Genomic DNA, 13,920 nt, shown 5'->3' on the forward strand with positions numbered 1-13,920 from the left:
CCGTATCTTTACAATTCATTCATGTCAACAAGGATGAACCGCTCATCCTCCTTTGCCATTTTCTTTACTTCTTCCGCAAAAGTTGTGGCAGAAAACAAGAAAATAAATCTTGGTTTAATTTTTGCCTGCTCCAAACTTTCAAACATCTTCTGACACATTTTTTTGTCAAATTCCGGCTCCGACCAGTTACAGACACCGACCATCATCTCGCGTATCTCATTTTGCATCACGACATCGATGGTGCCTTCTTTTCCAACCCAGGTTCCTATTTTTGTTACCTTCATAGGCAGCCTTCCCACTTTTCCAAGCAGCGACAGGTATTCTTCACATACTTTTGAAAAGTACTGGTTTAAATAACCGTCCAAATCAGGTGCAATGTGTTTCTCATAGAACTCTTCCGCTCCTAAAAAATGAAAATCGGACAGGTTCGGATACACAAAGTAAAACCAAAAATGCACAAATGGATTGTGAATCCGGTAAACGCCCTTTTTCGCATTTTCCCATCCACCCGTCTCAAAAGAATGGACTTTTTCAAGGATTCCAACCTCGCTTAATTTTTTCATATAGACACTAATTTTTGCTCTGGAGATGCCTGTCCTTAGATAAATATCATTCAGTTTCTGCGTTCCAGAGGTAAAGCAGCTTAAAATGGTATGATAAACTGACCTCTCCCGCAATTGTCCTGCAAGCAGATCATCCACCGCATGATGGAGTGCTCCGTTTTCCGAAAGAATGGTACGGCATATATTTTCCTTTATGCTCCTCTTGGCATGAAAACGGTTGATATAAAGCGGCGTACCGCCAAGTATGCCATATACCTTAATACATTCGCTTACCGGGTACTCCGGGAAAGCACGCACGACCTCCAGGAAGTCTAAATCGCCCACTTTTATCTTCTTATCCACAAAGCGGTCATAGTCTGATTTTTTCTCCGCCTCCATCTCATGTTCTACCCAGTTTTCGTTTGAGGTACTTAAAATAATCTGAACCGGTCCCGGATATAGCTTTTTCTCCTTTAAAAGAACGACCGCCTTCCAAAACGAATCATCCTTTTTCACAATGCGGTCGAATTCATCGATTACAAGGACAAGCTTTTCCGGTCCACCGCTTTTTACACGTTTAAAATACTCCTCGTAATTTTGTTTCGAAACCGCAACCTGGAAACGGGATTGTATCTCCTTTTCCATATAGATAAGCTGCTGCCTCGCTTCGGTCTCTCTGGCTCTATAATAAAAATACTTTTTATTCTGGCAATATACGTTCAGGAGCTGTTCTTTTTCACATTCCTTTCTTCCATATAAAATAAGAACGGAATTTCCTTGCTCTTTAAAAAGCGCTTCTAGTTGTTTTAATACTGCTGTTTTTACAACCATATTTCCCCCTCCGGTATCTTTTTCATTCGTCTATGGACGCATAGAGAAATTATATCATTTTTTAATATAACCAGCAACCCATACCGCTTTTCGACACTCATACAATATTTTGATTATTTTCTCTCTTTTTTCTCCTGTTTTTGCCCTTTTCCTGGAAAATAGGTAGTTTTTCCCATGCGCAAATGTTATAATGATATATAATTTTAGTTATAATTCAGAAAGAAAAAAGATGCCTTACGCATCCAAGATACGAAAATGGAACAGAAAAATTTTAAGTATTCCGATCAAAAAGAACAATTCCAGCGTGCAAACAGTTTTCTCTTATCCGGCTACATTGCATACTATGTTATTTTGCTCGCACTGATCTGGTTCTCAGCAGCCATCGGACTGCGCTCCACAGGATTTTCTACCATGTTTTCCTGTGTTATTGTTGTTGCAATCCTTCTTCTTCTCTTGTTACGGACAAGAATGAAGGATTCCAAAAAATACCGCTATGTATCCCTGCCATTTCAGATTTTCATTACCATGTTTATGGGATTTGCTTTCAGCGAGGGATTCGTGCAGCTGATTGCTGTGATACCACTTGCCTGCGGTATTTTGTTTTTCGACAAAAAATATACGCTCATTACCGGCGGATTTCTTGCCGCAAATGAAATTTTAATTACACTTATGAAATTTGCCACACATGAAAACTTCGAAAATGGTTCCACCATTTCCCAGCTTTTTAATGTTTGCAGTGTGTTCTTCCTTATCATTGTCATCTACCGCATTACCTGTGTTGCAGGCGAATTTATCGCACACACGCTTGGTCAGATTGAAGCTGAGAAGGCAAATGTGGAACGTATGATGGATGATGTTGTCCAGGTAGCCGGTGAAGTAAGAAAAGGCACCGAATCTGCGATGGACATTGTCAACACCTTGAATTCTTCTACCGAATTTGTAAACGGTGCCATGAAGGATATTTCAGACAGTACACTTTCCACTGCAGAAAACATCCAGACTCAGACCGATATGACCGCTCATATCCAGGAATCCATTGAGCATACACTTGAGAGCTCCAAAACCATGGTTGAGGTTGCCAGACAGTCCAATGAACTGACAGACAAGAGTATGGCCGTCATGAACGAATTAAAGCAGCAATCCCATGTGATTACCGATACCAACTCTAACGTAGCTGCGGCAATGAAATCCTTAAAAGAGCGCACCGATGCTGTAAAATCGATCGCAGATACTATTTTTGCAATTTCAAGCCAGACCAACCTGCTCGCACTAAATGCTTCCATTGAAAGTGCCAGAGCCGGAGAAGCCGGACGTGGATTTGCAGTTGTTGCAGATGAGATTCGTCAGTTGGCAGAGCGAACACGTTTAGAAACGGAAAACATTGCCTCTATCCTTGAGGAATTATCCTTGAATGCCGATACCGCATCGGAAGCCGTAGAACGCTCTCTGGTCGCTACAAATGAGCAGGAAGGCATGATTGCAGATGCGTTGAAACGTTTCGAGGATATGAATCAGAACGTCGCACACTTGACCGATGAGATTTCCAACATTGATGCAATGTTACAGAACTTATCCGATGCAAACAACCAGATTGTAGATAACATCACAACCTTGTCTGCTACAACAGAGGAAGTAACCTCCTCCTCAAGCCAGGCTGCAACCTCTTCTTACAAGAACCTTGAGAATGCAAAAGATGCGCAGAAACAATTAGAAGCGATTTTAAATGTTTCTCATGAATTAGATAAATATATGAAGGATTAGACAGTAGAAAATACTTTATAACTCAAAAAGCTTCCTATGTTCTACATTCGTAGTTACATAGGAAGCTTTTTTCTTAACATTTTAACTTTCTAAGTCAAAAGATTCTGCTTTCTCACCAGGCAATGCATCCGGTAAAGATAGGACTCTTTTCCCCTAGAATCTAACTTATTTCTTTGTAATATATCCCTGAGCCTTTAATAACTCTGCACAAAGCACTGCACCACCTGCAGCTCCACGAACTGTATTGTGGGATAAGCCTACAAATTTCCAGTCGTAAACTGTATCTTCTCTTAAACGTCCGACGGAAACACCCATACCATGCTCAAAGTTTACATCCAATGATACCTGTGGACGATTGTCTTCTTCTAAGTACTGGATGAACTGTTTTGGAGCACTTGGAAGTTCTAATTCCTGTGGAACTCCACGGTAATTTCTTAATGCTTCTACTAACTGTTCTTTGGTTGGTTTCTTTTTAAACTTCACAAATACAGCTGCTGTGTGACCGTTTAATACTGGCACACGGATACACTGACAGGTAATCACCGGTGATGTTGCAGGAACAATTTCCTTTTTCTCATCATCAATATGTCCCCAGATACGAAGTGGCTCTTTTTCTGATTTTTCTTCTTCTCCACCAATGTAAGGAATGATATTTCCAACCATTTCCGGCCAGTCCTTAAATGTCTTACCAGCTCCGGAAATTGCCTGATAAGTTGTTGCTACAACTTCATATGGCTCAAATTCTTTCCATGCAGTAAGAACCGGCGCATAAGACTGAATGGAACAGTTTGGCTTTACAGCTACAAAACCACGTTTTGTACCAAGTCTTTCTCTCTGATATTTGATGACTTCCATATGTTCTGGATTGATTTCCGGTACAACCATAGGAACATCCGGTGTCCATCTGTGGGCACTGTTATTTGAGACAACCGGTGTCTCTGTCTTTGCATAATCCTCTTCGATTTTTTTGATTTCTTCTTTTGTCATATCAACTGCGGAGAAAACAAAATCAACTTCAGATGCAACCTTTTCAACCTCGTTAACATTCATAACAACAATATTTTTTACAGCTTCCGGCATTGGTGTATCCATTTTCCATCTTCCACCAACAGCCTCTTCATAAGTCTTGCCAGCACTTCTTGGACTTGCCGCAATTGTAGTTACCTCAAACCAAGGATGATTCTCTAACAGAGAAATAAATCTCTGTCCTACCATTCCAGTTCCGCCCAAAATACCAACTTTCAGTTTTTCACTCATTTCTTCTAATCTCCTCTTTTTCGTTCCAAATTCTGTTATAGTCTCCGTATGAAACATTCGCCATGTCCGTGTGTGGCGAACATTTGTCGCTATAGTAAATATATTATGTGATTTTGCATTAAAATGCAAGCATATATTCGTAAAAAATCCCATTATATTTTTACTTTTCTTGTGCATTATGCATAATCCCATGCTGGAAATGCATACTTTTGCACTTTTTAGTTCTGCCAGTCGCCTTCCCCATTCAAATATTCTTTTTCGAGAGCGATTACTTTCTCCATCGCTTCTTTGCCTGGCGCACCAATGGTCAGACGTTTGTTGACGCAGGTCTCCATGGAAATCGCATCATAAATATCCTCCTCAAAAACAGGGCTGATTTTCTTTAACTCCTCTAATGACATATCATCGATTGCTATGCCTTTATCGATACAATAAAGCACAATCTGTCCCACAATTCCATGTGCATCACGGAATGGCACACCATGATTTACCAGATAATCAGCGGCGTCTGTTGCATTGGTAAATCCTTTGTTTGCTGATTTTCTCATGACATCTTTATTGAACTTTAACGTTGCAAGCATTCCATTGAAAAGTGCGATACAGCCTTTTACGGTATCCATCGCATCAAAGGAAAGTTCCTTATCCTCCTGCATATCCTTATTATAGGCAAGTGGGATTCCCTTCATTGTGGTAAGAAGTGACATTAAGGCACCATAGACACGTCCTGTCTTGCCTCGTACTAATTCTGCAATATCCGGGTTCTTTTTCTGTGGCATAATACTGCTTCCTGTGCTGTATGCGTCATCAATCTCCACAAACTGATATTCATTTGAGTTCCAGATGATAATTTCTTCTGAGAAACGGCTTAAATGCATCATAATTGTGGCACAGGCAGATAAATATTCAATCAAATAATCACGGTCTGAGACACCGTCCATGCTGTTTAAGGTAGGGCCATAAAATCCTAACAGTTCTGCCGTGTATTCACGGTCTAACGGATAGGTTGTTCCTGCTAACGCACCAGAGCCAAGCGGGCAATAATTCATTCGCTCATAAATATCATGCAAACGCAGTCTGTCGCGCTTAAACATCTCAAAATAAGCTCCCATGTGATGTGCCAGTGTGATTGGCTGTGCCTTTTGCAAATGTGTAAATCCCGGCATAATAGTCTCTGTATTCTCTTCCATAATAGAAAGGATGGTCTCTAATAATTCTTTTAAAAGTTCATCCGTATGCAAGACTTCTGCTCTTGTATACAAACGCATATCAAGTGCAACCTGGTCATTTCTGCTTCGTCCGGTATGTAATTTCTTTCCGGTATCACCTAAGCGGTCAATCAGATTCGCCTCCACAAAACTGTGAATGTCTTCGTATTCACTGGTGATCTCTAAACGGCCTTCCTCGACCTCTTTTTTGATTTCATTTAAGCAGTCAATAATTTGCTGCATTTCTTCCTTGGTTAAAATTCCCTGTTTTCCAAGCATCGATACATGTGCAATACTGCCCTCAATATCCTGTTTGTAAAACTTCTGGTCAAATCCAATCGATGCATTAAAATTATAGACTAACTGGTCTGTTTCTTTGGTGAATCTTCCACCCCACAACTGTGCCATGTTTCATTCCTCTCTTTCTGCTCCGCAATCTCTTTATCACGCTGGTTCTTCGAATAGACACATCCGCAATAATATTGACGATACATCCCATATTCTTTGGACAGTTCGACAGAACGTTTGTAACCATTTTTCTTTTTAAAATCAGAATAAAGATACGCAATTCCATATTCTTTTTCCAATGCCGCGCCAATCTCATTTAATTTCGTTGCATTTTTCAAAGGGCTGATGGAAAGTGTGGTCGTAAAATAATCCATTTTGTGTTCCTTCGCCACCTTTGCAGCCTCCCGCAGCCGAAGTTCATAACAACGGAAGCACCTTTCACCGCCCTCTTTTACATCCTCAAGCCCCCGTGCCATCTCATAGAATTTTTCTTTTTCATAGGCACCCTCAAGGAATGAAATCGGATATTTTGCCGGAAGCTTCCGAATAAATTCCTGCTGTTCTACGGTTCGTTTTGCATATTCTTCCTCCGGATAAATATTCGGGTTATAATAATACACCATTATCCGGAAATAATTGGATAAATATTCAAGGCAATACGAACTGCACGGCGCACAGCAACTATGTAACAAAAGTGTTGGAACTTTTCCTTCTTCCTCGTTCTTTTGAATTGTCTGCTCTAATATCTTTTGATAATTCTGATTCATACTCCACCTATTCTACATGACTTTTCTTAAAACTTCAAGTATATAATGTATATTTATGCATATTATTCTTTTATATTTGCATACTTATAAAACGAGCACGTTCCTTCCAGGTATGCTTTTTCTGATAGGAAGCATACGCTGTCTCCTCAATTTCTCTTCTTTTTGCAGGATTTAACAACAACTCTTCCGCAAGGTCGGCCACATTTTGTCTCTCCATCAGATTGTAGGTACAAAGTTCCCTGCCACAATCAAAATGCTCCGTTATATATGGATTCTCCTCCGTCAAAACCACAGTATGGTTTGCCATTCCCGCAAATACACGGTCGTGAACCCCATGGTGAAAAATTGGTGCAACATTTAAAAGAATGTGCTCCTTTGCAATTTTTTCAAAAGACAGATTGAAAAATACTGGCTCCTCACAAATGATGCAATCCTTGTTCGGATGCTTTAATTTCTCCCATCCATGACCAATCGCACGCATCGGAATCCGGTTGTTTAACAGCTCCTCAATCACCTGATTTCTGAAATAATTTCTGACATACACATCAACGGCATACATCCGGTTCATCTCTTCCCGAAATTCTTTTTTGGAAAGTTCCATCCCTTTTTCTTTCAGATAAATGCGAAAAGCATCTTCCATCGGAAGATTCGGATCTGCAAGGCGCATTTCAATCAGCTTCCACATACAGTTTCTTCTTTCCGGTTCTTCCTGATTGATTAGTTTTGCCACATTTTCAGGTATCTCAAACGTTCCCGTAAAAAGGACTCTTGCCTCCTTGGACTTTTCAACCGGCACAAAGGATTCTGATGCACTAAGCGGCAGCATCAGCGTCTTTTTTATATTCGGATAGTACGTCTCGACGTATGTTTTCTGTGTTTCATCCAGGCAGAGTGCATAAGAATCTTTAATATCCGCAGACAACGCCACATGATGAAACAGTGGATGATCCACAAGCCAGTCCACAAAAGGCCCCTTAAAATGATTCACAAGCAAGCTGTGATCATCCAGCTCCATTCTCGGGAGTAAGGAATTAAAATCCAGAATCAAATCGTACTCCTGATCCACATAGGGCGTCAGTTTTTGATCCAAATCATCCTCCATCGCAAGCTCGCACACAAAGACCTCGTTTCCAAGTTCTTCAAATGCAGTTGCCATCTCATTTGCGAAAAAATTGCTGGAGAAATAACAAATTTCCCTTGAGCTAAAAATCAAAATCCGCTTTCCCATTTTCGCATTATTTCCTCCCGTTTTCACCAGTTTAATCTTTTTAATACGTATAAAACTTATTTTTGTGTAATCCATTGACAAAAAGATTTACAGGATTCACTTATTGGGATTCGGGTGTCAAAAGAACTGTGAACAACCTTTTGACACCCGAATCTTATTGGTAAAGTCCTGTTATACAAAAGAAGCTCTTGCAAAAGTGATTCCTTTTGTCAAAAGCCCCTTTTCTTACTTTTCCTACGCTTCTTTCTTATATTTTAAGACCAAAATCGCAACGACATAAATCACGATACACAAAAGAATAAATACAATCTTTTTACATAAAATTCCGGCTACCAGCTCTGCAATCAATAATACCCCGTGTAACCAGACCGGTTCATGATGCAGACAACATGCAATCCCTACATTCAACAGTAAAATCACACACACTGCAACAACCGGAATCTTCAAAACAAACATGCTGATTACTATCATCGCAGCACACGCTGCCAGCGCAATCACCGACATGATAAGCTGTTTTTGATTTTCCTTCATAATGCAATCCTCCCATACTTTGACTACATAAAATATTATATCAATTTTCAAAAAAAAGGACAACCCGATTTTCATCTTTTCAAAATTTGGTAGCATTCCTCCTCCATTTAAGGTATAATAGCGTCGGTTTATGTCAGTTTATCCTATAAAAAATAGATTACAAATAGAAAATAGTGAGGTTATACTTATGAAAAATCACACAAAATGGGTGTCTATGTGGGGAAATGCGATGTCTATCGCCACACATAGACCCGAAAGTTATGCGAAAAATATTACACTGCGTTATCCCATCTACACACCGTTTGATGGTTCTTCCTTAAAATTTACGTTTGATAACTATTGTGGTACAGAACCAATCCACATCACACGCGCCACAGTTGCGCTGGCATCCGAACAAAATCCAACCCCTTTGAGCTGCAGTGCTGTGCGCGACACATTCGCTCCCATCACCTTTTCCGGCATGGAGGATGTTGTCATTGCACCTGGCGAATCCGTCGTCAGCGATGCCATTCCTTTTTCTGTCAAAAGAGGGACTTCGCTTTTGGTAAGCTTTTACCTTGCGGATTTTACACAGATGCAGTCTGCGGTCTTAATTACCGGACCTTTGTCAAAGGCTTTTTATTCCCTCAGCGACCAGACCAATGCCGTGCAGCTTCCGGTGAATGATACAAAATCCATTTCCTGGTTTTATTTTTTGAGCAACATCGATATCTTGACAAGTGAGGATTCTCATACCATTCTCTGCTACGGTGACTCCATTACTGCCCAGGACTGGCCGGATTATCTCTCACTCACTTTAGGCGAGCATCACATCTTAGACACCGCTGTCATTCGCAGAGCCACAAGCGGTTCCAGAATCCTGCGTCAGTACGATTGCATCACCTATGATTCTTATGGCTTAAAAGGAACCAACCGGTTCGACCATGAAATTCCGACCAACGGTGTTGATACCATTATTATCCAGCAAGGAATCAACGATATCATCCACCCTGTCGGCGTCGAAAAGAATCAGTTCCGTCCTATGAGTGACCTTCCAACGGTCGATGATTTGATTGCGGGTATGCGCTGGTACATCGAACGTGCACGTAACTACAATTGTAAAGTATATGTCGGAACCCTGTTGCCAATCTTTGGCTGGCGCACCTATGCACCTTTCCGGGAAGATTTAAAAAATAAGTTCAATGACTGGATTAAATCAACCGATGAGATTGATGGTTCTATCGATTTTGAAGCTGTGTTAAAAGACCCACAGCATAAAGAAGCTTTCCGCAAAGAATATGACAGTGGCGACCATTTGCATCCAAGCAGCATTGCTTATCAAAAGATGGCAGAATGTGCCTACGAGAAGCTTTACCAAAATAAATAGCAAAAAAACCTGTGACGAATGCCGGTTTTCCGGAAATTCTCACAGGTTTTTCTAATACATTAAACATCATTCCTGACATTTTGATACACTTATCTTTTCTTTGATACACGCCTATTTGGAAAGGTGATTTCTCACACGCTGGATTAACATCTCAAGTGCAACAAGGTTTTCTCCACCTTCCGGAATGATAATGTCTGCACGGCGTTTACTTGGTTCTACAAACTGCTCATGCATCGGCTTTACCGTTGTCAGATACTGATTGATGACACTGTCAAGGGAACGTCCCCTGTCTTTTACATCTCTTGCAATTCTACGCAAAATACGCACATCCGCATCCGTGTCCACAAACACTTTAATGTCCATCAAGTCGCAGAGACATTTCTCCGCAAAAATCAGAATGCCCTCTAATACGATAACCGGTGCCGGATTTACCACAATCGTCTCATCGGAACGATTGTGAATCGTATAATCATACACTGGCATCTCAATTGGTTTTCCCGCTTTTAAAGCTTGCAAATGTTCAAACAATAAATCTGTGTCAAATGCATCCGGATGGTCGTAATTTAATTTTGTTCTCTCCTCGTAACACATTTCGTCATGTCTTTTATAATAATTGTCATGACGCAGGATACTCACTTCATCACGGCCAAAACTGTCCACAAGCTTATCCGCAAGTGTCGTCTTACCGCTTCCGGTTCCTCCTGCAATTCCGATTACGATTGTATTCATAATAATCTCCATTCTAGCATGAAAAATTTATTTTCACGCTACTACCCTGTCTTACTTATTTGCCAATGATTGCAAGTGTTGCACTTGTTCCAAGACGGTTTGCTCCGGCTTCTACCATCTCTAAGGCTTCCTCTGAAGTGTGGATTCCGCCGGATGCTTTAACTCCCATTCCCTCGCCAACTGTTTTTCTCATAAGCGCTACATCAGAAGCTTTTGCTCCGGCTGTGGAGAATCCTGTTGATGTCTTTACAAAATCTGCTCCGGCTTCTTTGGAAAGTTCGCAGGCTTTTACTTTTTCTTCATCTGTCAAAAGACATGTCTCGATGATAACTTTTAATACGATATCTTTTCCGCATACTTCTTTTAATGTTTTGATATCATTTAAAACGTAATCGTATTTCTTGTCTTTTAATGCACCGACATTGATTACCATATCCACTTCTGTTGCACCATCTTCGATTGCAGCCTTTGTCTCGAAGGCTTTCACACGTGTGTCGGACATTCCAAGAGGGAAACCAACTACGGTACAAACCTTTACATCAGAACCTTTTAACTGCTCTGCTACAAATTTTGTGTAATACTGGTTCACACATACAGATGCGAAATCGTTTTCGAGTGCTTCCTTACAAATTTTTGCAACCTGTGCCTCTGTTGCATCTGCCTTTAAAATTGTGTGATCAAATAATTTTGTGTTTAACATATTCTTCTCTCCTTTTTCCTTCTTTTTCTGTTACAGCTTCTTTTTTATTTTTCAATGCCCATATCAATCGGACCAAATCCTAATGGCATTACTTCCTCTAATGTGTAGGTCTTATATTCGTCCTCCGATTTTACCAGGATTACCTGAAATGTTTTCGGATCACAAAATTCCATCATAACCTGACGACATACACCGCATGGTGGGCAATAATCTAATTCTTCTGCACCTTTTGGACCACCCGCGATTGCAATGGCACAAAAGTCCATTTCACCTTCACTGACAGCCTTAAAAAAGGCAGTTCTTTCTGCACAGTTTGTCGGTGTGTAACTTGCATTTTCGATGTTACAGCCGGTATAAATCCTGCCGTCTTTTGTCATCAGTGCCGCACCAACGCAAAAGTTAGAATATGGTACATAAGAAAATGACCTCATGCGCAATGCTTCTCTTCTCAATTCGGAAAAATCCATGTTTTACCCCTCCTACATGATGTGAATCGCTTACAAGATTTCTTGCAAGTAATTATAAGTTTTTCTTATAAGCAATTGTTTTTATTCTTATATTTCTTATAAATTGCCATAATACAAGATTAGCGACGCATGAACATCATACGCCGCAAATCTGACTTTTTACTGGTTTGATTTTGTCACGATTCTTATCGTGCACCCTTATCGTAAGGAATTCCCTCTGCCTTAGGAGCCTGTGAATGTTTGGATGTAAATACCAAAACAATCAAGGTTGCAATGTAAGGAATCATCTTGTAAACGTAACTTGGAATTCCACTGGTACTAAGTACCGGAATGGAAGAATACGTTGCTGCAATTGTCTTCATCAGACCAAAGAAAATGGATGCTCCAAAAATCTTTACCGGATGCCACTGTCCAAAAATCAATACTGCTAATGCAAGGAAACCATATCCTGCTACGGATGCATTGAAGTTGGTAGAAGTAGGAACTACAAAAACAAGTCCTCCTAAACCACCAAGTGCACCGGAAATGATAACACCTGCATACTGCATTTTATAAACGTTAATTCCAACGGAATCCGCTGCCTGTGGATGCTCACCACATGCTCTTAAACGAAGACCAAATCTTGTCTTATAAAGTACAACAACAGAAATAAATAAAATCAAAAATCCAAGGTAGGTTGTGATATAGCAGTTCTGGAAAAACAATGGTCCAATAAATGGGATATCACCTAATACCGGTACCGATTCAATACGGAACGTATTCATAAACTGAATCTGCTGTGTTCCTGTAATACGTCTTGCGACGAAAATTGCAAATGCTGGTGCAAACATGTTAAGGGCTGTACCACTAATAGTCTGATCCGCTTTCATGTTAATGGATGCAAACGCATGCAACAAAGAGAATACGATACCCGTTACAACCGCAACTAAAATTGCAAGAATCAGCTGTAACTGTCCGCTTAACACACCATTTGTCAAACTGATAAACAAAATACTGGTGAAAGCACCCATAATCATGATACCCTCTAACGCGATATTAATAATACCGGAACGTTCTGAGAACATACCGCCTAATGCTACGAGCAACAACGGAATGGTAAAAAACATTGCCTGCTGAAAAACCATATATAAAATATCCATTATTTTTCACCCTCCTTCTCGGTCACTTTAGCTTCCTGCGCCTTCTCTTCTCTCTTCTTTCTTCTTGCTAAGATAAATCCACGAATGAATAAAGAGAATGCTGCAAAGTAAATAATAACAGAAATAATAATATCGATAATCTCTGTCGGGAAGTTCAATAACTGTAAGTAGAAACCTGCCGCTGTAATGTATGCGACAAAAAGTCCCGCTAACAGAACTCCGATTGGATGTGAAAGACCAAGCAATGCAACCGAAATACCGTTAAATCCTTCTGCCGCAAGTGAATCCTGGATTACAATATGTTTTCCGGAACCTGCGAGGTAAAGCAGCGCACCTGCCAATGCAGAAAGAGAACCTGCAATTGCCATGGAAAGGATGATATTTCTCTTTTCATTCATACCTGCATATTTGCTGGCATCTTTATTAAATCCTGCCGCTTTTAATTCATAACCAAAGGTTGTCTTCTCCAAAACAATATAAATAATAACAACTGCAACAAGTGCAATGAAGAATCCACCATTGATACTAGAACCCTCAAAGAGTTTATCAAGTCCCATTCCAGGAATGTTTGCTGTCTTTGCTACATCCTTGGAGTAGTTACGGATTTTATCATAAAGGTCTGTGTTGGTAGAAACTAAATAGTTTACCAGATACATTCCAATATAGTTCATCATGATACAGGAAATTACTTCGTTCACATTAAAATATGCTTTGAAGATTCCAGGAACAGCGCCCCAGATTAAACCAGCAACGATTGCTGCAATCACTGCAACAACCCACTGTGCGCTTCCAAGTGCCTCTCCTTTGATTCCGACATATACTGCCGCAAAAGCTCCGACAATCAACTGACCGGAAGCTCCGATATTAAACAGACCTGTCTTAAAGGCAAATCCAACGGAAAGACCGGTTAAAATAATTGGTGTCGCATAATAAAATACCTGTCCGATTCCTTTTGCACCATGTGTAATCGGGCCTGTCAAAATGGTTCCAAATCCCTGAACTGCCTGAGATGGATTACTGATTAAAAGAATGATAAATCCAACCAGAAGTCCTACAATAATTGCAAACAAAGAGGATAAAAATCCAAGATTGTCTCTTTTCTTTTTCAT

13 protein-coding genes are annotated in these 13,920 nt (G+C 40.3%); 2 read left to right on the forward strand and 11 right to left on the reverse strand.

The features are described 5' to 3' along the window. Positions 1 to 8: 8 nt before the first annotated feature. Positions 9 to 1,373, reverse strand: a complete 1,365-nt coding sequence (locus tag BIV16_RS06165) for an ATP-binding protein (RefSeq protein ID WP_075678665.1) — start codon at positions 1,371 to 1,373, stop codon at positions 9 to 11. A gap of 255 nt (positions 1,374 to 1,628) precedes the next feature. Between BIV16_RS06165 and BIV16_RS06170 the strand changes: the two genes are divergently transcribed. Beyond that, complete coding sequence (locus BIV16_RS06170) at positions 1,629 to 3,134, forward strand: methyl-accepting chemotaxis protein (RefSeq protein ID WP_075678664.1); 1,506 nt, start codon at positions 1,629 to 1,631, stop codon at positions 3,132 to 3,134. Between the two features lie 165 nt (positions 3,135 to 3,299). Here the strand turns inward: BIV16_RS06170 and asd are convergent, their stop codons facing one another. The 5 genes from asd to BIV16_RS06195 form a co-directional block, all read right to left on the reverse strand. After that, a complete protein-coding gene (gene asd / locus BIV16_RS06175) occupies positions 3,300 to 4,391 on the reverse strand; it encodes an aspartate-semialdehyde dehydrogenase (protein ID WP_075678663.1) in 1,092 nt (363 codons plus the stop codon). 218 nt (positions 4,392 to 4,609) lie between these two features. Beyond that, positions 4,610 to 6,004, reverse strand: coding sequence for an argininosuccinate lyase (argH, locus tag BIV16_RS06180; RefSeq protein WP_075678662.1), 1,395 nt, complete (start codon positions 6,002 to 6,004; stop codon positions 4,610 to 4,612). Next, positions 5,956 to 6,651, reverse strand: a complete 696-nt coding sequence (locus tag BIV16_RS06185) for an epoxyqueuosine reductase QueH (RefSeq protein ID WP_075678661.1) — start codon at positions 6,649 to 6,651, stop codon at positions 5,956 to 5,958. Before BIV16_RS06185 ends, argH begins: the two co-directional genes overlap by 49 nt. A gap of 70 nt (positions 6,652 to 6,721) precedes the next feature. After that, positions 6,722 to 7,879 carry a glycosyltransferase gene (locus BIV16_RS06190; RefSeq protein ID WP_075678660.1) on the reverse strand — a complete coding sequence of 386 codons (1,158 nt, stop codon included), beginning with the start codon at positions 7,877 to 7,879 and terminating at the stop codon, positions 6,722 to 6,724. A 234-nt stretch (positions 7,880 to 8,113) separates the two neighbouring features. After that, entirely contained in the window at positions 8,114 to 8,410 is a 297-nt protein-coding gene (locus tag BIV16_RS06195; protein WP_143524677.1) for a hypothetical protein, read from the reverse strand. 187 nt (positions 8,411 to 8,597) lie between these two features. Between BIV16_RS06195 and BIV16_RS06200 the strand changes: the two genes are divergently transcribed. Next, positions 8,598 to 9,776: a GDSL-type esterase/lipase family protein gene (locus tag BIV16_RS06200; RefSeq protein WP_075678658.1), complete on the forward strand. Its 1,179-nt coding sequence runs from the start codon at positions 8,598 to 8,600 to the stop codon at positions 9,774 to 9,776. A gap of 111 nt (positions 9,777 to 9,887) precedes the next feature. On the opposite strand, the gene udk is transcribed toward BIV16_RS06200, so the two are convergent. The 5 genes from udk to BIV16_RS06225 all read right to left on the reverse strand — a co-directional run bounded on the left by udk (position 9,888) and on the right by BIV16_RS06225 (position 13,920). After that, positions 9,888 to 10,505: a uridine kinase gene (gene udk / locus BIV16_RS06205; RefSeq protein ID WP_075678657.1), complete on the reverse strand. Its 618-nt coding sequence runs from the start codon at positions 10,503 to 10,505 to the stop codon at positions 9,888 to 9,890. 55 nt (positions 10,506 to 10,560) lie between these two features. Continuing rightward, complete coding sequence (deoC, locus tag BIV16_RS06210) at positions 10,561 to 11,205, reverse strand: deoxyribose-phosphate aldolase (RefSeq protein ID WP_075678656.1); 645 nt, start codon at positions 11,203 to 11,205, stop codon at positions 10,561 to 10,563. A 44-nt stretch (positions 11,206 to 11,249) separates the two neighbouring features. Next, on the reverse strand, positions 11,250 to 11,672 hold the full coding sequence (locus BIV16_RS06215; RefSeq protein WP_075678655.1) for a cytidine deaminase: 423 nt from the start codon (positions 11,670 to 11,672) through the stop codon (positions 11,250 to 11,252). A gap of 185 nt (positions 11,673 to 11,857) precedes the next feature. Then, entirely contained in the window at positions 11,858 to 12,811 is a 954-nt protein-coding gene (locus BIV16_RS06220) for an ABC transporter permease (RefSeq protein ID WP_075678654.1), read from the reverse strand. Further along, positions 12,811 to 13,920 (reverse strand): ABC transporter permease, encoded by a 1,110-nt coding sequence (locus tag BIV16_RS06225; RefSeq protein WP_075678653.1) that lies wholly within the window; start codon positions 13,918 to 13,920, stop codon positions 12,811 to 12,813. The genes BIV16_RS06220 and BIV16_RS06225 overlap by 1 nt, the downstream gene beginning before the upstream one ends.

This window comes from Roseburia sp. 831b, from assembly GCF_001940165.2.
Classification (GTDB): domain Bacteria; phylum Bacillota; class Clostridia; order Lachnospirales; family Lachnospiraceae; genus Roseburia.

Bases quoted from the DNA above. Each gene is read 5' to 3' on its own strand.
- BIV16_RS06165 (WP_075678665.1), bottom strand. From the start codon at position 1,373: ATGGTTGTAAAAACAGCAGTATTAAAACAACTAGAAGCGCTTTTTAAA.
- BIV16_RS06170 (WP_075678664.1), top strand. From the start codon at position 1,629: ATGGAACAGAAAAATTTTAAGTATTCCGATCAAAAAGAACAATTCCAG.
- asd (WP_075678663.1), bottom strand. From the start codon at position 4,391: ATGAGTGAAAAACTGAAAGTTGGTATTTTGGGCGGAACTGGAATGGTA.
- argH (WP_075678662.1), bottom strand. From the start codon at position 6,004: ATGGCACAGTTGTGGGGTGGAAGATTCACCAAAGAAACAGACCAGTTA.
- BIV16_RS06185 (WP_075678661.1), bottom strand. From the start codon at position 6,651: ATGAATCAGAATTATCAAAAGATATTAGAGCAGACAATTCAAAAGAAC.
- BIV16_RS06190 (WP_075678660.1), bottom strand. From the start codon at position 7,879: ATGGGAAAGCGGATTTTGATTTTTAGCTCAAGGGAAATTTGTTATTTC.
- BIV16_RS06195 (WP_143524677.1), bottom strand. From the start codon at position 8,410: ATGAAGGAAAATCAAAAACAGCTTATCATGTCGGTGATTGCGCTGGCA.
- BIV16_RS06200 (WP_075678658.1), top strand. From the start codon at position 8,598: ATGAAAAATCACACAAAATGGGTGTCTATGTGGGGAAATGCGATGTCT.
- udk (WP_075678657.1), bottom strand. From the start codon at position 10,505: ATGAATACAATCGTAATCGGAATTGCAGGAGGAACCGGAAGCGGTAAG.
- deoC (WP_075678656.1), bottom strand. From the start codon at position 11,205: ATGTTAAACACAAAATTATTTGATCACACAATTTTAAAGGCAGATGCA.
- BIV16_RS06215 (WP_075678655.1), bottom strand. From the start codon at position 11,672: ATGGATTTTTCCGAATTGAGAAGAGAAGCATTGCGCATGAGGTCATTT.
- BIV16_RS06220 (WP_075678654.1), bottom strand. From the start codon at position 12,811: ATGGATATTTTATATATGGTTTTTCAGCAGGCAATGTTTTTTACCATT.
- BIV16_RS06225 (WP_075678653.1), bottom strand. From the start codon at position 13,920: ATGAAAAAGAAAAGAGACAATCTTGGATTTTTATCCTCTTTGTTTGCA.